The 21,901-nt window shown below is 71.9% G+C and carries 17 protein-coding genes; 7 read left to right on the top strand and 10 right to left on the bottom strand.

The window, feature by feature from the left end:
* Window positions 1-63 precede the first annotated feature (63 nt).
* Together O0S08_RS36515 and O0S08_RS36510 are read left to right on the top strand one after the other, a co-directional pair.
* Window positions 64-1,098: an NAD(P)-dependent alcohol dehydrogenase gene (locus O0S08_RS36515; protein ID WP_269034080.1), complete on the top strand. Its 1,035-nt coding sequence runs from the start codon at window positions 64-66 to the stop codon at window positions 1,096-1,098.
* Window positions 1,099-1,393: 295 nt separating this feature from the next.
* Complete coding sequence (locus O0S08_RS36510) at window positions 1,394-2,392, top strand: hypothetical protein (RefSeq protein ID WP_269034079.1); 999 nt, start codon at window positions 1,394-1,396, stop codon at window positions 2,390-2,392.
* Between the two features lie 205 nt (window positions 2,393-2,597).
* On the opposite strand, the gene O0S08_RS36505 is transcribed toward O0S08_RS36510, so the two are convergent.
* The 5 genes from O0S08_RS36505 to O0S08_RS36485 all read right to left on the bottom strand — a co-directional run bounded on the left by O0S08_RS36505 (window position 2,598) and on the right by O0S08_RS36485 (window position 9,372).
* On the bottom strand, window positions 2,598-3,437 hold the full coding sequence (locus O0S08_RS36505) for a DUF4123 domain-containing protein (RefSeq protein WP_269034078.1): 840 nt from the start codon (window positions 3,435-3,437) through the stop codon (window positions 2,598-2,600).
* Window positions 3,434-4,492, bottom strand: a complete 1,059-nt coding sequence (locus tag O0S08_RS36500) for a hypothetical protein (protein WP_269034077.1) — start codon at window positions 4,490-4,492, stop codon at window positions 3,434-3,436. Before O0S08_RS36500 ends, O0S08_RS36505 begins: the two co-directional genes overlap by 4 nt.
* Complete coding sequence (locus tag O0S08_RS36495; RefSeq protein WP_269034076.1) at window positions 4,489-6,633, bottom strand: PAAR domain-containing protein; 2,145 nt, start codon at window positions 6,631-6,633, stop codon at window positions 4,489-4,491. Before O0S08_RS36495 ends, O0S08_RS36500 begins: the two co-directional genes overlap by 4 nt.
* A gap of 3 nt (window positions 6,634-6,636) precedes the next feature.
* On the bottom strand, window positions 6,637-8,766 hold the full coding sequence (locus tag O0S08_RS36490) for a type VI secretion system Vgr family protein (RefSeq protein WP_269034075.1): 2,130 nt from the start codon (window positions 8,764-8,766) through the stop codon (window positions 6,637-6,639).
* A 405-nt stretch (window positions 8,767-9,171) separates the two neighbouring features.
* A complete protein-coding gene (locus O0S08_RS36485; RefSeq protein WP_269034074.1) occupies window positions 9,172-9,372 on the bottom strand; it encodes a hypothetical protein in 201 nt (66 codons plus the stop codon).
* A gap of 196 nt (window positions 9,373-9,568) precedes the next feature.
* Between O0S08_RS36485 and O0S08_RS36480 the strand changes: the two genes are divergently transcribed.
* Window positions 9,569-10,288 carry a hypothetical protein gene (locus tag O0S08_RS36480; RefSeq protein WP_269034073.1) on the top strand — a complete coding sequence of 240 codons (720 nt, stop codon included), beginning with the start codon at window positions 9,569-9,571 and terminating at the stop codon, window positions 10,286-10,288.
* Between the two features lie 25 nt (window positions 10,289-10,313).
* Here O0S08_RS36480 and O0S08_RS36475 read toward each other — a convergent pair whose 3' ends face one another.
* From O0S08_RS36475 to O0S08_RS36455, 5 genes are all read right to left on the bottom strand, one after another.
* Window positions 10,314-12,023, bottom strand: coding sequence for a hypothetical protein (locus O0S08_RS36475; protein WP_269034072.1), 1,710 nt, complete (start codon window positions 12,021-12,023; stop codon window positions 10,314-10,316).
* 50 nt (window positions 12,024-12,073) lie between these two features.
* On the bottom strand, window positions 12,074-13,216 hold the full coding sequence (locus tag O0S08_RS36470; RefSeq protein ID WP_269034071.1) for a hypothetical protein: 1,143 nt from the start codon (window positions 13,214-13,216) through the stop codon (window positions 12,074-12,076).
* Between the two features lie 138 nt (window positions 13,217-13,354).
* Complete coding sequence (locus tag O0S08_RS36465; RefSeq protein ID WP_269034070.1) at window positions 13,355-14,815, bottom strand: phospholipase D-like domain-containing protein; 1,461 nt, start codon at window positions 14,813-14,815, stop codon at window positions 13,355-13,357.
* Between the two features lie 123 nt (window positions 14,816-14,938).
* Window positions 14,939-15,607: a zinc metallopeptidase gene (locus tag O0S08_RS36460; protein ID WP_269034069.1), complete on the bottom strand. Its 669-nt coding sequence runs from the start codon at window positions 15,605-15,607 to the stop codon at window positions 14,939-14,941.
* A gap of 143 nt (window positions 15,608-15,750) precedes the next feature.
* Window positions 15,751-17,616, bottom strand: coding sequence for a flavin monoamine oxidase family protein (locus tag O0S08_RS36455; protein ID WP_269034068.1), 1,866 nt, complete (start codon window positions 17,614-17,616; stop codon window positions 15,751-15,753).
* 121 nt (window positions 17,617-17,737) lie between these two features.
* Between O0S08_RS36455 and O0S08_RS36450 the strand changes: the two genes are divergently transcribed.
* From O0S08_RS36450 to O0S08_RS36435, 4 genes are all read left to right on the top strand, one after another.
* Window positions 17,738-18,229, top strand: a complete 492-nt coding sequence (locus tag O0S08_RS36450) for a DUF2127 domain-containing protein (RefSeq protein WP_269034067.1) — start codon at window positions 17,738-17,740, stop codon at window positions 18,227-18,229.
* Between the two features lie 63 nt (window positions 18,230-18,292).
* Window positions 18,293-19,066, top strand: a complete 774-nt coding sequence (locus tag O0S08_RS36445) for a helix-turn-helix domain-containing protein (protein WP_269034066.1) — start codon at window positions 18,293-18,295, stop codon at window positions 19,064-19,066.
* Window positions 19,067-19,076: 10 nt separating this feature from the next.
* The gene (locus O0S08_RS36440; protein WP_269034065.1) at window positions 19,077-19,949 is read left to right on the top strand and encodes an SDR family oxidoreductase; all 873 of its coding nucleotides are present in this window, start codon (window positions 19,077-19,079) and stop codon (window positions 19,947-19,949) included.
* Between the two features lie 315 nt (window positions 19,950-20,264).
* Window positions 20,265-21,752 carry a DUF4215 domain-containing protein gene (locus tag O0S08_RS36435; RefSeq protein ID WP_269034064.1) on the top strand — a complete coding sequence of 496 codons (1,488 nt, stop codon included), beginning with the start codon at window positions 20,265-20,267 and terminating at the stop codon, window positions 21,750-21,752.
* Window positions 21,753-21,901: the final 149 nt, after the last annotated feature.

Here is a 21,901-nt window from a genome sequence, read left to right as displayed (position 1 = left end):
CTTACGCTGTAAGCTTAAATCCCTGGGCGGTCAACTTACAGCGTAAGTACCGGCGGAGACGACATGACCCCAGCGAACAGCGCGAGCGCTTCCATCCACCCCCGACCGGCCGCCCAGGCCCTCCCCGCGAGCATGCGCGCGGTCGTCCAGCCGGCCTACGGCGGGCCCGACGTGCTGCGGATCGAGGAGGTCGCCCGGCCGGTCGCGGGCGACGACGAGGTGCTGGTGCGGGTGCACGCGGCGTCGGTGTGCAAGGGCGACGTGTTCCTGCTGACGGGCAAGCCGTACCTGCTGCGCCTGATGTTCGGGCTGCGCCGGCCGGGGCGGCGCGTGCCCGGGCAGGAGGTGGCGGGGGTGGTCGAGGCGGTCGGACCGCGGGTCACCGGCTTCGCGCCGGGCGACGCGGTGTTCGGCCAGGTGACCCAAGGGTTCGCCGAGTACGTGGCCGCGCCGGCGCAGCAGCTGGCGGCGATCCCGACCGGCACGAGCTTCGCCGAGGCGGCCGCGCTGCCGGTGTCCGGCATGACCGCCCTGCAGGGCCTGCGCGACGCCGGCAAGCTGCAGGCCGGCCAGCGCGCGCTGATCGTCGGCGCGTCGGGCGGGGTCGGCACCATGGCGGTGCAGATCGCCAGGGCGCTCGGGGCCGAGGTGACCGCGGTGTGCAGCAGGCGACATGTCGAAAAGGTCAGGTCGATCGGCGCCGACCGGGTCGTCGACTACACCCGCGAAGACTACGTCGCGCGTCCGGAGCGCTACGACGTCGTGCTCGACCTGGTCGGCGACCGCCCGCTCGCCGCCTGCCGCTCGCTGCTCACGCCGACCGGGGTGTACGTGGCCTCGGCGGGCGGGGGCAGCGAGTGGTTCGGGCCGATGTTCCGCCTGGCGGCGCTGTCGGTGCGGAACATGCTCCCGGGGCCGCGGATGACGTCGCTGATGGCCGCGCCGCGGCGGGCCGACCTCGAGTTCCTGGCGTCGCTGGTCGCGGCCGGGGCGCTCCGCCCGGTGATCGAGCGGCAGTACCCGCTCGCCGAGGCCGCGGCCGCGCTGGGGCACGTGGCCGAGGGGCACACTCAGGGCAAGGTGGTGATCGCGGTGTGAACCGCCGGTCCGGCGGCGTCGCGCGGCCGCCGGTCCACTCGGCACGGCGAGCGACATGGCTCTTCGAACCTGTGATAAAGGACAGTAAGTCGCGACGGTGGGCTCGCGCGGTCGAGCAGCAATCGTCGAGGACGCCGTTCATGGACCAATCGGCGGACATGGGCATTCCTGACCATGCCGAATCGACGGTATGCAGTGCTCGGCCCATTCGGCTCGCCGCCGCGTCATCCAGGGGGCTCCGCGCGGCTTGACTCTTCGGGTTCGTCAGGGTCCGATCCTCCGATCGGAGGAGACAATGACCATCTATGGGATCGGCATCTTTCAACCCGACGACGATCCGCTGATCGGCGCCTTCGCGCAGTGGTTGAACCCTGCGCCGTACACCACGACCGACGCGGGGAGCGGGGGCTTCACCCTCTGCGCGCTCTGGACGCGGATATTCAGCCCGTCCGGAATCCGTTCGTGGGTCGAGGTCGGCTACACGCAGGGATTCGGCGGGCAGAACGTCACTGCCCTCTACTGGGCCGAGGGTATCTCCGGGGTCTACTACGAATACGTCGTCGGCGAGCCCGTGGGTCCTCCGGGCACCCAGCACGCCTACCAGGCGAAGGTCGTCGGCGACGAGTGGACAGTCGTCGTCGACGGAGAGACCTGGGGATGGTCCCCCCAGCCGCCGCTAGGGACCGAGATCAACGTGGGCGGCGAGATGACCAGCGCCAACAACGTGCTCACGGCCACCAACCCGGCCGAGATGTCTTTCCAGACCCGGAACGGCTGGCAGCCCTGGACCGCGCAGCCGGACGCGATCAGCCGCGGACAGGAGGACCCGCTGACTTTCCAGTGGATTCAGCTCGGCGTCCTCGGGCAGGCCGCGAGCGGCGGAGCGGTCGAGGTGAAGGACGCGCCGCGCGTCGACGCGGGCCTGCCGGAGGGTCGGCCGGCGACGGGCCCCGGAGCCTCCGGCGGACCGTTCCTGGCGCGCTCCGAGGCCGAGGCGATCGCGCGCGTCGCAGCCGCTGCGACGGGTGATTCCCAGGCGCGGCTCGTCGCGCTCGAGACCACGACCCACGGGGACGCGGTCGCTGCGCGCCGCGCAGGGCGGTCCTCGACCGTGGCCGACGACCGCGAGGTCTACGTGGCCCGGTTCGAGGGCACCTTCACGTTCCGACGCGGTCCGCGAGGGACGCCACCGCGGCGAGCGAGCGCGCTGGAGGTCGAGATCGACGCGACCGACGGCCGGGTGCTGGCCCTCGGCTCGCGAGCGATCGAAGAGAGCGGGCCGGTCGCAGAGTAGGCCGGCACCGGCTCGCACGCGCCGCCGGTGATCCTCGCCTGGTCGCCGGCGCAGCGTCTCCTGCGTGAACGAGCGCCCGCTCGGGGTCGGGATGTGTCGATCCGGCGGCAGGATCCGCGGCGCCGCGCTCGCTGCCGTGCCAGTACGGACATGTCTATTCGGACATGATTGAAGGGATAGGCGCTCGCCGATCGCCCGCCGGCACTCAGCGAGCGTCGACGCGCCACCAGCCGGTCGGGCTGTCGAGGTCCTCGCCGAGGTGGCAGCGGACGACGTTGCCGAACCACTGCGCCAGCTCGGTCGGGGTGCAGCTGTCGAGGAAGACGCGCAGGACGTCGGGGTCGTAGAAGCGGAAGTAGGTCGGCTCCGGTTCGCCCTCGCGCTGGACCAGGAGGAACTTGCGCAGGTGCTGGCGGACCTCGAACAGCGACTTGTCGCTGACGAGCAGCACGCCCCAGCGGTAGCCCCAGCCCTCGCGCACCAGGTCGGCGCGCAGGCGCGGGTCGGCCGACAGCGAGACCACGTGCGGGGCGGCGTCGGCGAGGCGGGCGCCCTCGACGCCGTCGAACAGCGAGCGCCACGGCGCCGTCGACTCGCGCACGAGCTCGGCGATCCGCGGCTCGCAGGCGGTGTCGAGCACGGCGAACAGCGGGCCGTGGACGCGCTGCAGGGCCGTCAGCGCCGCCTCGGCGGCCGCCTCGTCGGCCGGCTCGCGCGACCACGGGCACGGCGTGAGCGCCTCGACGTGGAAGGTGAGGTCGGTGCCGCCGACGCGGATCCACTCGCCGTGGGCCAGCGGCGCCGCGGTCGTCACCGCCTGTCCCGAGAGCAAGGTCAGCGCCGGGCCGCCGAGGTGGCGCAGGCGGGCCTGCTCGCCGTCCCACTCGACGGCGGCGTGCTGCGGCGCGACGGTCGGGTCGTCGAGGACGAGCGCCGCGCCCGGGTCGCGGCCGATCGTCAGGCTCCTGCCGGGGGTGACGATCGCCTTCGCGCCCTGCTGCGGGCCCCAACACAGCTCGAGGATGCCGCGCCGGCTCGCGCTCATGCTGTCCCTTCGGGCAGGTTCCACACGACGATCTGGGCCGTGCCGCGCTCGAACGCGAGGAAGCGGCGCGGGCCGGACCAGCCGGCGCCCTGCAGGCCGCGCGAGGGGCCGAGGTCGAGCAGGGCGTGCGGGCCGACGGCCAGCATCATCCAGGTGACGCCGCCGGTGGCGATCCGGACGTCGAGGGCGTCGCCGGCGGGGGCGAACGCGCCGAAGCCGAGGTCGCCGACGGAGTGCAGCTTGGCGAGGCGGCGCACCAGCGGGTCCCCGGTCGCGCTCCACGTGACGCGGTGGAGGGTGAAGTCACGGACGCCCATCACGTCGGCGGTGCAGGCCGCCAGCACCGCGAGCGGCTGCGACGGGTGGATCCGCAGCGCGTGCACCTCGGAGGCGCCGGCCTCGGCGAGGGCGGCCCGGGCGGCGCGGACCAGCGGGTGCTCGGGGAGCGGCTGCATCGCCGCGTCGAACACCGCGAGGCCGCCGTCCCGGGCGATCGCCACCACGTCGGCGCCGGCCGCCCAGCCCTGGCCGGCGTCGCGCGGCTTCGGCAGCGGCGCGGCGCCGAGGCGGCGGCCGGCGGCGAGGTCGAACACCTCGACGCGGCCGAGCACCACGCCGCCGTCGTCGTACTGGCTGGTGTCCTCGACTTGCACGGCCAGGCGCTGCTCCTGTCCCGAGAGCCAGGCGCCGGCGATGAGCGCGTTGTCGCCGTGGAGCATGCGCAGCTGCTGGGTGGCGCGGTGGGCCAGGTCGTAGCGGACCATGCGCCGCATCTGCAGGTAGGTGCACACCGGCCCGGGCATGGCCGGGTGGACCGGGGCGAGGTCGCCGGTGGCGATCGCCGGGACCACGTCGGTGATGTGGTCGCGGATCGCCGCGCCGTGCTCGTCGACGTGGAGCGAGCACAGCGCGTTCTCGTAGGAGATCACTGCGGCCGCGCCCGGGGTGCCGACCGGGACCACGCAGGCGACGAGGGCGTCGTCGAGCGGGTAGTTGTGGAAGACGACCGCGAGCAGCTCGCGGCGCTCGACGTCGGGGCCGGGCTGGACGATCACTGCCAGCCCTCCGGGCCGGTGAAGCGCAGCGGGCCCTGCTTGACCGCGCTCTGCATCCGCGACAGGCGGGCCTGGTCGCACGCGGCCGCGAGCACCTGGTGGCGGCGCTCGAGGTCGGACAGCATCCTGGCCTTGTCACCGCCGTCGAGGTTGTTGATGGCGGTGGTGAGGTTGACCTTGAGCTTGTCGACGATCTTGTCGAGCCGGTAGAACTTGATCGGGTTGATCAGCGCGAACTGGTGGAACAGGTAGTGCGCGCTCCACTGGCCCTCGAGCGCCTCCGACACCTGCTCGAGCGACTTGATGGTCTCCTCGTACCATTTGCGGTAGCCGAGCTTGTCCATCAGGATCATGTACCAGTCGGTGCCGAACATCAGCTTGTCGACCATGTACGGGTATTCGCGCAAGATCTCGACCAACTGGTGCCAGTAGGGCACGTCTTCGCCGCCCCAGGCCGGGTACTTCTCGAAGATCGGCAGGTAGGACAGGTCGGTGTAGAAGTTGGGGTACTCGCCGCACAGCTCGACGATGCTGCGGATCCAGCTCTTGGCGTAGATGGTGTCCTTGGCGTCGACGGAGGGCATCGCCTTGCCGGCGAACGGCGACTCGGACCACAGCTCGTGCAGGTTGCGGTAGTACCGCGAGCCGTTGCGGTCGATCGCCCACTTCTGGAACTCGCGCAGCTCGGCGCGCGTCATCACCGGCTTCTTGAAGTCGGCGACCGAGTCGCGCCACAGGTTCTTGTCGGAGGCCCAGTGGGCCAGGCACAGGCGCAGCGACGGGTTGTCCTGCATCACCAGGCGCCACGCCTCCGGGTGCACGAAGTGGTCCTGGAAGTACTGCATGCGCTCGCGGTCGTCGAGCGAGCCGTCGACCGGGTGCTTGTACTGCTCGCGCACCTCGTCGCTGGCGAGGTCGATGTAGAGCGTGCGGTGGTGGGTGTACCAGCCCTCCGGGGTGCAGTGGGTCTGGAGCGGCAGGTTCTCGCTCGCTAGCCGGCTGAAGAAGGCGCGGGTGACCTCGCCGGTCTTCTTGCCGCGCTCGGTCGACTCCTTGGGCATGTAGCCCTGCGAGGTGTACATCTTGAGGCCGACGTAGAGGCCGCCGTTCTCGACCAGGGCCTTGAACGGGGCGTCGGGCTTCTCCAGCGTGATGTAGCGGCGCGGCTCGAAGTGGTAGAGCGGGAGCAGGCGCAGGGGGTTCTGCGCGGCGACCATCTCGGTGCGGCGCCGCTGCTGGCGCCACGTCTCGTAGCAGTTGGAGCGCTGGTCCTTGATGTAGCGGTCGAACTGGCGCGAGCTCTCGAGCGGGCCCTCCTGCGGCTGCGTCTCACCCTCCTCGTAGTCCATCGGCAGGTCTTCGTTGCTGTCGAGGTAGACCCGCCGGCACTCCTCGTAGCGCTGGGTGCCGTCCTTGCGGTTGGCGTACCAGCGGCGGCCCTCCTCGTCCTCTTGATAGATGTGCAGGCCGTCGTAGCCGTCGAGGTGGCAGAAGTCCATGTCCATCGTCAGCACGATCGAGACGCCGACGAAGTAGCCGCCGGCGCCGCCGGCGAGGAAGTCGATGCCGTTGTTCTCGCTGATGAGGCGCTCGCCGACCACGTGGGTCGGCTCCGGCGCGACCTCCCCCATGTCGCCGACCATCAGCGAGCTGAGGATCGGCACGCCGGCCATGAAGTTGACGGTGCCGCGATCGATGCGCAGCCCCATGGCCTTGGCCCGCAGCGGCGGCAGCGGGGCGCAGTTGCCGCTCTGGATGTGCATGTGCGCGTCGATGATGACCGGCGGGAAGCCCTCGAGCTCGGGCGGCCGCTGCTCGTACGGGCACTTCTCGCAGAACGGCTTGTCGGTCTTGAGCGCCTCGGTCTGCGCCGTCGAGCCGATCAGCACCGTCGGGCAGCCCTGCGCCAGCGCGCCGCCGTGGGCGGTGGCGTCGCCGAGGCGCGCGGCCGGCATGTTGCCGAAGATCACCGTGTTCTCGCCCTGCGAGATGAGGTCGGGGCCGCACGGGCAGATGAGGCCATCGCCCAACCTGGCCGCAGGGACATTGCCGACGATGATGGTCGCGTCGCCGACGCAGACCGGCCCGCCGCCGTGCACGGGGCAGGTGTGTCCGTCCGTGATGCGTGCGCTCGGGGGCATGGCTCAGGTCTCCGCTCCGCGGTCGGCCGGCTTCGGCGAGACGGGCTCGGCCGGGCGCGCGTCCTCGGGGGCGATCGGGGCGCAGCCGCTGCCCGCCAGCGCGGCGCCGCCCGAGTTGACCTTGACCAGGCGGCCCTGGATCACCACGCCCGAGGCGTCGATGGTGATGAAGCCGCCCGGGCCCTTGACGGTGATCCCGGTGCCGGCCTCGATGACGATCGTCGGCGCCTTGACGTGGACCTCGGCGCCCGACTCGAGCGCGGTCTTGCTGCCGACCTTGAGGTGCGCCTCGTCGCCGACGGTCAGCGAGGTCGTCTTGTCGACCTTGGCCATCGCCGAGCCCTCGACGTGGTCGTGGCGGTCGACGCGGACCAGAGTGTACTGGTGCTTGTCGATGATGACGTGCTGGTTGCCGTCGCCGTCGATGCCGCCGACGTGCACGAAGGCGTCGCCGCCGATGTGCTCGTGGCGGTGGCGGTCGACGCGGACGTGGCGGTCGCGCATCACCAGCTCGTTGAAGTCGCCGACCTTCTCGCCGTTGACCGCGTCGCCGACCCGCAGGTGGCGGTCGTGCAGCACGTTCTCCATCCGGTCATGGTTGACGTGGATGTCGAGGTCGCGCTCGGCGTGCATGAAGATCTGCTCCGAGCCCTTGAGGTCCTCGTAGCGGAACTCGTTGTAGCCGCCGCCGCCGAGCGAGCTCTCCGACTTGATCGTGCTCTTGGTCTTCTCGGCCGGCAGCGGGTAGGGCACGTGGTTGTTGCCGTGGTAGACGCGGCCGGTGATGATCGGCTTGTCGGGGTCGCCCTCGAGGAAGTCGACCAAAACCTCGTGGCCGATCCGCGGGATGAACATGGCGCCCCAGCCGGCGCCGGCCCACAGCTGGCTGACGCGGATCCAGCAGCTGCTGTGATCGTCGAACTGGCCCTGGCGGTCCCAGTGGAACTGGACCATGACGCGGCCCTGATCGTCGACGTGGACCTCCTCGCCGGGCGGGCCGGTGACCACGGCCGACTGCAGGCCGCGCACGAACGGCCGCGCGGTGGTCCGCGGCGGGCGGTAGATCGTCGCCCGTTCGATGCAGGTGAAGCGCGACTCGTAGACGAAGGCGGCGTCGCTGGTGGCGTCCTGGTCGAGCACCTGCGGCTGCTCGCCGCGGTGCCGCACGGTGAGGAGCGTGTACTCGCCGTTCAACTCGCTGCGCCGGTGGTTGGTGAGGGTGAAGGCGTAGCCGGGCACGAGGCGCATGCAGTCGCCCTTGCCGGCGCCGCTGCGGCGGGTCGCCTGCAGCGCCTCGAGCCGGTTCTTGGCGATGCCCGGGCCGCGGTCGGGGTCGCCGCCGCTGGCGAAGCGGTACTCGCCCGGGTAGTCGTAGACCTCGAGGTCGGTGTCCTGCTTGGCCTCGGCGCGCACCTCCATGCCCGCGTCGGGGGTCGGGAAGTAGAAGTCGCGCAGGCTGGCCTTGCCGGAGCGGATGTGCTGGCCGAAGCGGAACTCGTGGATGTGCTCGCGATCCTCGACGTGCCCGTCCTCGCTGTTCCACCACACCTCGGGGTCGCCGGGGATCGGCCGGTGCGTGCCCTTGTGGTCGGACATCACCAGGACGTGCTTGTCCTCCTCGTGCTCGAAGTAATAGAAGAGGCCGTCCTCCTCGAGCAGGCGGCTGATGAAGTCCCAGTCGCTCTCGCGGTACTGCACGCAGTAGTTCCGCGGGGAGTACGAGGCGACGATGTCGAACCGGTACGCGCTCGGCTTGAAGCCGGCCACCTCGAGCACCGCGCGAATGATGTCGGACGTGCGCTGCTCCTGGAAGATCCGGCAGTCCTGGCGCAGCGTCAGCCGCCACACCCGCGGCACCAGAGTGATCGCGAACAGGGCGAACTCGCGGCTCTCGCCGACGTACTCGGCGTGGGCGACGATCCCGTGGACGAACCGCGGCTCGTCGACGCCGGCGACCTCGAGCACGCCGGTCTTGCCGACCATCTGATCGACCTCGAGCATGTGCGGGCACGCCAGCTCGATGCGAAACTCGTACAGCGCGCTCACGCCTTCCTGGCCGGTGAACCGCAGCACGCGGGCCTCGACGTCGAGGCCGTCGACCCTGAAGGTGTAGACCGGACGGTTGCCGATCAACGCGAGAATAGATGCAAGCCCTGCCATCCGACCCCCTCCCCGACCACCGCGGACTTCGGCGAACGAGGCGGCGACGGTAGCCGAGGTCCGGTCGCGGGAGCAAGGCGAGAGATGCCGAGGAACGCCGTTTGAGCGCGCGAGAATGGCCGCCCGCGCGATCTCGACGCCGGGGCGCCCCGGCTTGCGCGGCGGCGGCGATTGTGCCCGTCGGAAGAGGAGCATGGCGCTCGAGACATGACCCGAGGGTCATGCTTGGCGTCGGCGCCCGCGAACGGGGCGCGCGAGCAGCCCGACACCTGCGCCGAGCCGACCGCACATCGTCGCGCGGTGAGGCCGCCGCCACGGGCCGCGCGGGCAGGGGCCTGGCGGTCGGCGCGAGATCCTCGGTCGCGGTTGCGGCCGCAATCACTGATCGGCATCGGCCTCGTCCTCGCGCGTCGCCTCGGTCCACTCGTATCGCCGGTCGCCGGCGAGGAGGTTCAGCGACGCAGGATGCCGCGCGGATGCAGGGCCGCGGGTGCTGCCGCGCCCGAGCACGCCGGCGGCGGCGAGGCGAGCCTCGCCGCTGTGGATGCGGCGCGCAGGCGCGGCGAGCAGGAACGTCACGCGGGGCCGACTTCATCGCGCCCCTCGTCTGCGAGCCGTGAGCTCGCCGCGGCCACGCATGCGTGGCGCTGCGGCGGACGTCCTGATGGAACGCGGACGCTCGTGGGACCTCGGTTCGGTCGTGTGCGTCATCACTGGCCGCCGTGAAGACTGCAACTAGCTTCTCGGTGCGACCTGGTGTCGCCAGGAGTACGTGATGAGGGGTGCGTCGGGTTCGATTCTGGTCTGGGCTCTCGCGGGCCTGCTCCTGCCGGGCGTCGGCTTCGCGGGAAACGGGGTGACCCCGCGCCCGCTGTCCGATTTCCTGGATGCACAGGGCAGCATGTCCACGTTCTTTCCGCCGGTGCCCAACTACGTGGGCTGGGGGGACGTGGGCTTCGAGACCTTCGCGCTGATCGACTACGCGGGCCTGGCCGCGACCTGGCTCGAAGACAACGGCGGCCCGCTCCTCCACACCCACGTGGGCGGCAACGTGAAGGAGCGGGAGACCGACGACGGCGCGGCGGAGATCACCGTGAACTTGCATACGGCCAACGCGCTGTCGTTCGCCCAATCCGGCGCCGAACTCGTCGCCAGTAACTTCGACTTCCTGAACACGCCGACGATCTTCGGGGAGAAAGCCCAGGATGTCCTCGCCGGTGCGGCTCCGTCGACCGGATGGGCGAGCCTGCGGTTGACGTTCACGATCGACGCGCCTGGCGACGACTTGCCCGACCTCGAGGTTCTTCTCAATAACCCGAGCGCCTATGCGCCCGTTTCGTTCGACTTCAAGTCCCAGGCCATCGGCACCCGCCCGGATGGTACGCGCGCGCGTCTCGTCGTGCATCAGGTCGCCTCGACCAACGAAGAGGACTTGCTCGTGTTCACCGTCGAGGTGATCGAGATCCAGGATCTGGGCCCGCCGAACGCGCCTTGATGCGCGAACAGTTCGCGGCGCTCGTTCAGCGGTAGTGGCCGCGGCGGCCCTCGATGTGCTTGCCGACCACGGTGAGCGCGGTGACCTGGTCGATGCGCTCGAGCGGGTCGGCGAGCGGGCCGTCGAGGGCGACGCGGACCGACTCGGCGTCGACGACGATCTCGCCGGCGCCCGGCCACAGCGGCGCCAGCGGCAGCTCGGTGGCGGGCGGGGCGCTGTCCTCGGCGCGCCACACGAGGTGGTGCCGCCGGTCGATCGGGACCGCAGGGCGGACCTCGAACAGGGTGCGCCGCGGGCGGCCGCGGGCGTCCCAGTCGGTGCGCACCGCGACCGCGAGCCCGTCGATCACGCCGGTCACCGCCATGCACGCGCGCTGCAGGCGACCGCCGAGCTGGCCGGCCGCGCGCTCCCACGCCGGCACGTGGGCGGCCATCGCCGCCGGGGCCGGCATCACCTCGCGCGCGGCCGCGAGGGCCGCCGCCACCGCCTTGACGTCGTCGACGAACCGCCGCAGCGCCGCGGCGTCGCGCCCCGGCTCGTCGACCTCGAACACCAGGCCGCGGTCGTCGGCGGCGCGCGGCGGGCAGCGCTCCAACAACTTTTCGACATGTTCATTGAGACATGTTGTTTGCGACATGTCTCTTCCGACGAGCTTCGCGGGCGCGCCGGCGAGGCCGAGGCCGAGGCCGAGGTCGGGGGTGGTGAGGCGGGCCACGGCCACCGCGCCGCGGCCGTCGGCGTGCTCGCGGGAGATCCGCAGCTGGGCGCCGGCGACGACGCCGTGCATCGCCCCGGGCTCGGAGGCGAGGCCGCAGCGGGTGGCGACGTCGCGCCAGAGGGCCTCGACGCGGCGGGTGCCGACGGCCGGCGGGGCGCGCTCGCCCTGCAGCGCCGGCTCGCGGCGGCCGACCACGGTCAGCGGGATCCACACCTCCGGGTCGCGCGACCAGGCGACGTCGACGCGCGCGTGGAGGTACCAGGCGAGGGCGACGCCGCCGTGGTCGAAGCCGGCCACCACGCCGTCGGGCAGCTGCAGGGTGAAGGCGAGCGGCTCGGCCTCGCGCAGGCGGTCGGCGGGCAAGGTCCAGCGGCAGACCTCGTGGCGGTGGCTGGTGCGGCCGAGGAAGCCGTCGGCGCTCTCGAGCGCGACGAGGGCCAGGGTGGCCTCGCGGTAGGCGTGGCGGCGGGCGTCGGCGAGGGCGATCGCGCCGCGCAGCGGCTCGCCGGGGCCGACGACGGTGGTGCCGAGCGAGAGCTCGAAGTTGGGCGATTCGCCCTGCGTCGGCCCCGAGGCGAACACGCTGGTGGCCGGCGGGCTGGCCGTCTCGGCCGGCGCGCTCTCGACGTGGGCGACGAAGGCGGCGCGCGCGTCGGGCCACCACGGCACGCTGGCGTGGACGTGGTAGGTGTACGAGATCCGGTACGAGCCGCCGCTGTAGCTGACCGGCGCGCCGGGGGGCAGGCGGAAGGTGACGCTCCACGAGTGCTCGCCGACGGCCAGCGGCCCGGCCTCGCGCACGCGGGCGCGCTGGCGCAGGAACTCGATCACGCGCTCCTCGGTGCCGCTCTCGCGCTCGCGGAAGCGGTCGAGCGCGCCGCGCAGCTCGACGTCGACGAATTCGAGCGGGACCGCCTCGCGGCAGTGCAGCACCACGCGGGTGATGAACGGCCGGCCCGCCACCACCACGCGCGGGGTGAACAGCTGGATCCGCGGCCGGCGGCGGAGCAGGGGCACCCGTCGAGTTTAGCCGATGTCGCCGCGCGCCTGCCGGGCGCGGCCGGCGGTCAACCGCCGAACAGCGCCTCGAAGGCGTTCCAGGCGTCGATGTCGGTGGAGCGGACGATCGTCGAGCGGACCTCGCCGCCCGGGCCGGCGATCTGCCACACCACCGCGACGGCGTCGGTGGAGTCGTTGACGGCGATCACCAGGCGGTCGCCGACCCACGTGCGCGCCAGCGTCTTGTCGGCGGCCTCCGAGCCCAGGCCGTACTCGCGCGTGAGGTGGATCTGCAGCATCGCCGGGCCGTAGCTGTCCTGCGACAGGTAGCGGAAGCCCTCGGGCGGCGCGGGCAGGGCGACGTCGATCGCCGAGAACGCGGCATCGATGTCGCCGTCGCCGGCCAGCGCGTACGCGGTCGAGGCCAGCGAATCGTCGTAGAGGGCGTCGACGGCCGGCTGCCCGCCGTCGAGGAAGGCGCCGAGGACGTAATTGGCGCCGTAGTAGTACTGGAACAGCGCCATCGCCACGCCCCACTCGACCGAGGGGCTGGCGAAGTCGTGCCGGGTCTCCTCGATCGCCTTCTCGTAGGAGAACCGCTGCGCCAGCTCGCCGTAGTCGAGCTCGCGCGCCCGCGCCATGTCGGCGAAGAACGTGGCCTCGCCGGCGAAGAGCGCCACCAGGGCGCGCTTGCTGTCGAAGGTCCCGGTCTGCGTCAGCATCAATCCGTCGAGGTCGGACTCGCGGTCGCGGGCGGCGAGGACGAGCGTGTAGAGCAGGCCGTACAGCTCGAACTCCGGCTGGGTGCCGTCGGCGATGACGACGATCGTGTCGCGCGCCGAATCATAGGAGATGTAGGGCGCGGCGACCGGGCTCGGCTCGGGCTCCTCCCAGCCGTCCGGGAGCAGCCAGAGCAGCTGGTAGGCGCGGACGTACTGGTCGAACAAGCGCTGCTCCTCGGGCGTGCGCGACGGGCCCGGCGGGTGCGCGGCCGCGTATTCTTCGGCGGTCATGACCTCGATCGCCGGCAGCGGGTGGTCGGTCCCGCGGATACAGGCGATCACCTCGTGCGCGTGCTCTTGGCAGTCGCTCTCGCGGACGTCGCAGCGGCTCGCGGAGCGCAGGAGGCATGGGTCTTGGGGCTCGTCCGAACCGGCATCCGCGCAGGCGGACAGGACGAGCAGCGGGATAGCGAGGGTCGATGCGCGCATAGAGGCGAACGCTAGCACAGGTTCGCGCCCGGAGGACCGAGGCCGCGGCCACGAGCGGTCCGTCGGTCTCACGCGGCCCATGGGGGAGGGTGCGAGGTTCGGCGCTCCGCTCGCGGGATGCCGGGCGCCCTGCCGCGATCACTCGCAGGTCCGGTGCAACTCCGGGTGCCGCCGATAATGCTGCGAGTCGACCGCCGGGCAGGCCGCGCGGATCCTCTGCTTGAGGTCGGAGATCTCGGCGTGGTCCAGCGCCATCGCCGGGAACACCAGCGGGACCGGGCCGCCGTCGTCGATGTCGTGGTGCAGCGCGGCCAGGCGATCGTCGGCGCGGCCGGTGTCCCAGATCTCGGCGAAGTTGTCGGCGAAGCGGGCGATCAGCTCGGCGTACTCGGGGCCGCGGAACACCAGCATGTTCTCGAAGGTGTTGTGCTCGGCGTTGTCGGACAGGTTGTAGCTGCCGGTCCACAGCTCGTCGCCGTCGACGAGCATGTACTTGTGGTGCATCTGCTGGGCGTAGCTGGCGTGCCAGCGGTAGGCGTAATACTTGTAGCGGACGGCCACGCCCGAGGCGCCGACGACGTAGCCGAACAGGAAGCCGCGGTCCTCGCAGGCGCGCCGCTTCGCCGGGTCGGTGCCGGCCTCCTCGTAGCAATCGTCCAGGGCGTCGACCTGAGCGTCGTGCGTCGATTCGGCGATGTACTCCTGGCCGTCGAGGTAGACGCGGATCTGCAGGCCCGGCTCGGCGGCGCGGGCCATCAGCGCCTCGGCGACCCCGCGCAGGCGGAGGTGGCCGGAGGCGATGTCGATCGAGTGGGTCGCGCCGGCGATGGCGGCCACCAGAGTGTCACCGACGGTCTCGCGGCCGCTGGCGACGAAGGTGTCCTCGCCGCGCAGGTCGAAGTTGGCCGAGGTGAAGTAGACGTGCGCGCCGGGCTCGTCGTCGATCATGGCGTCGGTGATCGCCAGGGTCGACGCACTGCTCGCGAGCCCGGGGTCGCCGACGAAGTCGCGCGAGTGCTGCCACAGGTGCTCGAACTCCTGCTGCATGCGCAGCACCAGCTCCCGCTCGCCGCGCAGGAACAGGGTGTTCTCGTCGTAGATCGTGGCGGCGCCGGGCGACCAGTTGCCGCTGCCGGTGACCAGGTGGGCGTCGTCGGCCGCGGCGAGGTCGTCGCGCGGGCCGTCGACGATCATGAACTTGTGGTGCAGGATCTTGTTCACCCAGCGCACGTCGACGCCGTCACTCTCGAGCTGCCCGGATTGCGAGCCCTGCAGCGCGGCGCCGGTGAGCTTGCGGTCCTCGCTGGCCTTCTCGTACAGGAGGCGCACCTCGACGCCGCGCCCGGTGGCCGCGGCGAGGGCGGCCCGGATGCCGGCGTCGTTGAACGAGTACATGGCGATGTCGAGGGTGCGCTCGGCCTCGCCGATGAGCTGCTCGACCCGGGCGTTGTGGCTGTGCTCGATCGGCTGCGGCGAGAAGACGACGTCGCGGACCGGTGCGTCGCCGTCGCGCAGGACGAGCTCGGCGTCCGCCGAATGACAGGAGAGCAGCGCCGCGCCGAGCCCCGCGCAGGCCGCGTCGAATCGTCGGTAGATCATGATGACACCGTCGGCGACGCGATCGGCGTCGTCGCGGATTCAATCGTGCGACGCCACGCGAGCGCGCGCCAGCGTTGTATCCACCGCGAGCATTGTTTGCCGGCGCGGGCCGGGCTCGTCCGCTCAGCGCTCTTCGCCGCGGATCCGGGTGATGAAGTAGAGCATCTGCAGCGCGGTGGTGACGAGCGCGGCGACGTAGGTGAGGGCGGCCGCGTCGAGCACGCGCTTGACGCCGGCGGCGTCGCCCTGGCTCACCAGGCCGGCGGCCTGCAGGCGCTCGCGGGCCCGCCTCGACGCGTCGAGCTCGACCGGCAGGGTGACGAGCTCGAACAGGAAGATGCCGGCGAACAGGAACACGCCGAACCACGCCAGGCCGAGCATGTGCAGGGCGAGGCCGGCGATGATGACGATGTACGACAGCTGCGAGCCGACCCGCGCCGGCAGGACCAGCGCCTGGCGCACGCGCATGAGGCCGTAACCGCGGGCGTGCTGAATGGCGTGACCGGCCTCGTGGGCGGCGACGCCGGCGGCGCTGACCGAGCGGCCGGCGTACACGTCGGGCGACAGGCGCAGGACCTTGTGCGCCGGGTCGTAATGATCGGACAGCACGCCGGCGACCGGCTCGATGCGGACGTCGCGGACGCCGGCCTGGGCGAGCACTGCGGCGGCCGCCTCGGCGCCCGTCACGCCGCGCCCGCCCTCCAGCGGGACCCGGGCGTAGCGGCGAAACGTGGATTTTACGTACCACGAGGCCAGCAGCGACAGCAGCAGGCCGGGTACCATGTAGAGCATGTATTGTGGATCGAAGGCCCACATTGCGAGGACCAAGGTGATGCCGCCGCAGTCCGGTGCAAGGGCGGCGCCGGCGGCGCCTCTGCCCGAATGGGCATAGCGGGGTCGCCCGCGGTCGGCGGCGAGGGCGTGAGTCGGCGCAATCAGCGGCGGTGGACCTCGAGCGCCGCGCGCACTGCGGATTCGAGGGCGCCCTCGATCCACGCGTGCTTGAGCGAGGTGTGCTCGCCGGCGAAGTGCAGCGGGCCCTCGGCGGTGGCGGTGTGGAGGTGGAGCTCGAGCAGCTGGCCGGGCAGGAACACTGCGGCCTCGCCGAAGGCGTAAGGGTTGTTCATCCAGCTCTCGGTCTGGCCGCGGCCGGTGTAGAACGCCTCGATGCGGTCGCCGTGCACGTCCTGGAGGCCGCGCAGGGCGAACTCGTAGCGCTCGTCGTCGTCCATCGAGTCCCAGCGGGCGGCGTCGTCGGCCCAGGTGTAGGAGGCCAGGACGACCCCGCCGGGGCTGCCGCCGATGGCGTGCGACGGGTAGTAGATGTTGCGATTGGGGTTGTCCGTCACCGAGCCGCCGCCGAACACGTGGGTGACCGGGCCCTCGCCGTATTCGTCGTAGAGGCCGGGCGTGATCGCCTCGAGCTCGTGCTGCCAGTCCTCCTCGGTGAACTCCCACCAGCGGCGGCTGAACTCGAGCACGATCTTGGTGGCCGAGTCGTAGTGCATCTCGATGATCGCGCGGCGCTTGCCGTACGACAGCGGCGGGTCGAACTCGACGTGGCGCAGGCTCGAGAACGGGATCGTGACGATCGCCAGGTCGGCGGAGTACACCGGGGCCGCGGCGCCGCTCTCGTCGATGGTCTCGACGTGCACCGCGGGGCCGTGCTCGCCGTCGCCGGTGACGATCTTGACGACGCGGCGGTCCATCACGATCTCGTGGCGCAGCCCCGGCTCGAGCGCGTAGGGCAGGCGCCAGAAGCCGCCGTCGATCTCCCAGTAGCGGGCGCCGGGGTTGATGTCGCTGCGGCCGATGAAGGTGTGCATGAACGACAGCCACAGGCGCGAGGTGGCGTTCTCGACGGTGCCGATGGCGTCGACGGTGGCCTCGTCGAGCAGCGCGTACTCGGTGAGGTAGCGGCTCATCGACCAGCCGTCGAAGTCGTAGATCGCGCGGGCCCAGCCCTCGATCCACTCGGCGGTCGGCTTGTTCTCGCGGGTGCCGTCGGGCAGCGCGTCGGAGAAGTAGTCGCGGACCGGGTCGAGCGCGGCGTTGAGGATCTCGGCGGTGGTGCGGCCGGTGTCGGCGCCCATGACCCCGAAGCCCTCGTTGACGAGCGCCGGATCGTCGGCGTACTCGCTGCGGCGCACGAGCAGGCCGTTGACGGCGATCCAGGTGCGCAGGGCCTGGTCGGGCGGGACGAAGTCGGGGAGCGGCGGGCCGTTCTGCCACACCTCGCCGGTGAACGACTGGTAGCGGACCGGCGGGACCGGGCCGTCCTTCGGCGCGACGACGTCGACGTAGTAGAACTGCCGCCGCTCGAGCCCGAGCTTGTCGATCAGGGCCAGGGTCAGCGGGTGGAAGTCGGGCAGGCGCATCGCCCCGGCCTCGGCGTACAGCGCCGGGTCGGCGAACGGCGCCGGCTGCTGCGGGTCCGCGGCGCGGAAGGTCTTGATCCGGCCGCCGATCCGGTTGGCGTTGGCCTCGAGGATGGTGACGTGATGACCGGCCTGCTTGAGCAAGTGCGCCGCAGCGAGGCCGGCGATCCCGGCGCCGATGACGAGCACCTTCTTCGGCGCGTCGGTCGGCGGCAGGCCGTCGTCGATCAGGACCTTGAGGTACTCGAGCTTGAGGTCCTGGCCCTCCGGCCCGACGAGCAGCAGGTCGCGCGCGATCTGCAGCGCCCGCTGCCAGAGATCCTCGTCGAGCTGCGGCTCGCCGCCGGGTTCGAAGTCGCAGGCGAACCCGAGCGCCAACCATCCACCGAGCTTGCCGAACTGTCTGCGCCCGAGCAGCGTCATCGTGCGTCTCCGTTCTGCTGTCCATAGCCGGGCGGCCAGACCGCGCCTGTGCGGTCGAACAACGGCCGGCCGCACGCGCGCCGGTCGGCGCGCCCGACGTCCGTCACCATGGGCGGCCTGGATGGCGTGGCCGAGCCGGCGGGGGAGTCACGAGCGAGCGGGCGAGCGGCGCGACCGGCTGCTGCGGGCGATCGCGCTGTTCAAGTTCTGCAAGACCGCGCTGCTGGTGACCGTCGCTCTCGGCGCGCTCGAGCTGTTGCGGCCCGGCGTCGCCGAGCGCGCCCAGGCGTGGGCGTCGGCGCTGACGCTGCACAGCGAGCGCGTGGTCGTCCTGCGCGGGCTCGCGGGGCTCGCCGGCGTCGCGCCCGAGCGGCTGGCGGAGCTCGGGATCGGCTCGTTCCTGTACGCCGCGCTGTTCGCGGTCGAGGGCGTCGGCCTGTGGCTCGGCCGGCGCTGGGCGGAGTACATCACCGTGGTGACGACGCTGTCGTTCATCCCGTTCGAGGTGCACCACCTGCTGCGCCACGCCCGGCTCGCGGGGGTGTCGGCGCTGGCGCTGAACCTGGTGGTGGCGGCGATCCTGCTCGGGCGCCTGCGCCGGGCGCGAGCGTGAGGGCGGCGCGCGGCCGCCAAGATTGCCCAAGCGGCGCGGCGCCGGGGCGCTATGATCGCGGGCATGGCCGCCGGGGCTCAGGTCCTCTCCGTCTCGTTGCCCGGCCTGCGGGCGGTGCGAATCGAGAGCGACGCGCCGTACTCGGGGGTGAAGGAGACCTTCGTCATCACCCGCTTCGAGGCGGGCCGCTCGGAGTTCTGGACCCACGGTCGCACGTGGAAGGGCGCTCCCGGGTCGATCGTCGTGTTTCAACCCGGCGACGTGCACCGCGACCTCGAGCGCGAGGGCCCGGTCACCTATCAGCTCATCGGCTTCTCCACGCCCGAGGTCGAGGCGCTGCGCGTGCAGTCGTGTCTCGCGGCGGAGGACCCGCGGGGCGCGCCGTTTCAGCGCCTGCACGACGCGGTCGCGGTCGGGGCCGACGCCTTCACGCTGGAGTGCGCGCTCGCCGAGGCGATCGCGGCGATGACGGTGATGCGCGAGTCGAAGCTCGAGCCGACGCGGCCGGTGCGGCGCGCGCTGGGGCTGATGCGCGAGCGGCTCGCCGCAGCGCTGACGCTCGACGAGCTGTCCGAATACGCAGGGATGGACAAGTTCCACCTGTGCCGCGCCTTTCGGGCGCAGGTCGGCATGCCGCCGCACGCGTACCTGACGCGGCTGCGCATCATGCAGGCGAAGGCGTTGCTCGCGGCGGGCACCAAGCCGAAGGACATCGCCGCGCAGGTCGGTCTGTACGATCAGAGCCAGCTCAACCGTCACTTTCGCCGCATCGTCGGCATGACGCCCGGACAATTTTTCGCCAAGAACCGCCAAGCCCCGGCGCAGGCGGACCGGTAGCGTTCCGGGCATGAAAATCTTCGTCACGGGAGCCGCGGGCTTCGTCGGCAGCGCGGTCGTTCGGGAGCTGATTCACCACGGGCACCAGGTCCTCGGCCTCGCGCGCTCGGACGCGAACGCGGCGGCGATCACCGCCGCCGGCGCGGAGGTGCTCCGCGGTTCGCTCGAGGACCTCGCAAGCCTCGAGCGCGGGGCTGCGGCGAGCGACGGGGTCATTCACACCGCGTTCATTCACGACTTTTCGAATTACTCGGGGTCGGTCGCGGTGGACCGCCGCGCGATCGAGGCGCTGGGCAATGCGCTGGCGGGCTCGGGGCGGCCGCTGGTGGTGACCTCGGGAACGAGAGTGGCGCCCGCGGGGGGCGTGGCGACCGAGGACATGGCTGCAGATCCGGACTTTTCGCGCCAGTCGGAGGCGACCGCGCTGCCGTTCGCGGCGCGTGAGGTCCGGGTGTCGGTCGTGCGGCTGCCGCCGACAGTGCACGGCGACGGCGACCACGGCTTCGTGCCCGAGCTGATCCGCATCGCCCGGGAGAAGCGGGTGGCCGGGTTCGTGGGCGACGGCGGCAACCGCTGGCCGGCGGTGCACCGGCTCGACGCGGCGCAGGCCTTCCGGCTCGCGCTGGAGAAGGCGCCCGCGGGGACGCGCGTGCACGCGGTCGCCGAGGTGGGGGTTCCGACGCGGGACATCGCCGCGGTGATCGGCAGGCGGCTCGACGTGCCGGTCGAGCCGAGGCCGGTCGAGCACTTCGGGTGGCTCGGGCCGTTCTTCTCGCTCGACCTGCCGACGGCGAGCGAGAAGACCCGCGAGCTGCTGGGGTGGCGCCCCGTTCAGGCGGACTTGTTGACCGATCTCGACCACCCGCGGTACTTCGCGCGCTGACGCGCGGCGGGCGAGATGTCCTCGAGGACATGTGATTGCCCGGGTGCGGGGGTCGTCGGACGGAGTGTCCTCGGGGACATGTAATTTTTCACATGTCCTCGAGGACAGATCGTCGGTGACGTGTCCTCGAGGACATGTGTTTCGCCGGGGCGCGGACCTGCGCGACGTCGGGTGCGCGTCAGACGTACCCGCGGGGCGGTGACAGATCCGCGCAGCGGCAGCGATCCTCGGGCCTGCCCTCATCGCTGGGCCGCGCCGGGCGCCGCCCGCATGTGCGCGCGTTTCAGGCGGGCTGCGGCGCGGTTAGGATGGGCCATGCTCGGGACGAAGGGGAGGCTGGTCGCGCTCGCGTGGATCGCCGGCTGCGCGGGCGGGCAGGGGCGCGACGACGAGGGCGCGGCGTCGTCCACGGCGGAGACGGCGAGCGACGAGACGACTTCGGGGTCGACCTCCGCGGGCGAGACGACCGCGGCGACCAGCAATCCCGCGACGTCGACGGGGCCCGGGGAGACATCGACCACCGGCGACGCGACGAGCACCGCGACGACGGAGGCGCTCACCGAAGCGGACAGCGGCGAGACCACCGAGCCGGCCGCGGCCTGCGGCGACGGGGTGGTCCAGCCGCCCGAGGTCTGCGACGACGGCAACGCGGCCGACGGCGACGGGTGCAACAACGACTGTCAGCCGTCGGGCCGACTGTTGTGGTCGACCACGCACGCCGGCATGCTCAAGCTCGTCGACGAGGCGCTCGGCTGCGCAGTCGACGGCAACAACTCGATCTACGTGGTCGGTCTGCTCGGCGTCGGCGCCGACGACAGCGACCTCTGGGTCCGCAAGTACGCGGCCGACGGCGCCGAGCTGTGGACGCAGACCTACGCCGGCGGGGCGATGCTCGAGGACCAGGGCCGGGCGATCGTGGTCGACCCGGCGGAGACCGTGTACCTGGCCGGGTTCGCCCAGGAGCCGATGCAGGGCAACGACGTGGTGGTGCGCAAGCACGCGGCCGACGGCAGCCCGCTGTGGACCAAGAAGTTCGCGGGCGCGGCGATGCTGAACGACGTCGGCAGCGGCGCAGCGCTCACGCCCGACGGCGACCTGGTGATCGGCGGGGCGACCGCGACGGTCGACGCCGGCAACGACACCTGGCTGCGCAAGTACGGGCCGGCCGGCGAGGTGCTGTGGACGCGGACCTACGACGGCGCGGCCAGCAGCAACGACGCGACGCAGGCGATCGCGGTGACCGCCGACGGCTACATCTACGCGGCCGGCTACGAGGCCGCGCCCGGCGAGAGCAACAACGCGTGGATCGCCCGCTACGACGCCGACGGCAACCTGCTGTGGTCGCGCCTCTACAACGGCGCGGCCAGCAAGGCCGACTACCTGCAGGGCGTGGTCGCGCTCGCCGACGGCGGCGTGGTCGTGTGCGGCTACGAGACCGCCGTCGATCCGGTGCCGTGGAAGAGCTTCCTCCGCCGCTACGACGCCGACGGCCTGATGGTGTGGACGGAGATCGAGGCCGGACCGGAGGCGGCCGGCGCGTTGTGCTACGGGCTCGGACTCGCGGACGACGGCGACGTCCTGTTCGCCGGGGCGACCATGCAGGCGGGCAAGCGCGAGCCGTGGGTGCGGCGCCTCGCGCCCGACGGCGCCCCGCGCTGGTCGACCGTGATCGCCGGCGCCGGCGGCGGGGCGAGCCAGGCCCGCTGCGTGCGCCCGGCCCCCGACGGCACGCTCGTGGTGGCCGGCGGCATGGACGAGGCCGTCGACGGCCGCGACGCGTGGATCGCTCGCCTGAGCCCGTAGCCGGGCGGACAGGGCTGGCTGTCCTTCGGGACATATGTCGACAGGACGCCCGCCGCCCGGCGGGCAGCATTTGCGGAGGGCTGGGGGCTGGGCTCCACCTTGCAATCCCGGGCGCCGGGATCGATCGTCTGGCGTGACCGCAGATCCGG

Origin of the sequence: Nannocystis punicea (assembly GCF_026965555.1) — a bacterium.
Classification (GTDB): Bacteria; Myxococcota_A; Polyangia; order Nannocystales; family Nannocystaceae; genus Nannocystis; species Nannocystis punicea.
The sequence above is the reverse complement of the archived record's forward strand: the minus strand, read 5'-3'. Positions and strand labels throughout refer to the sequence as shown.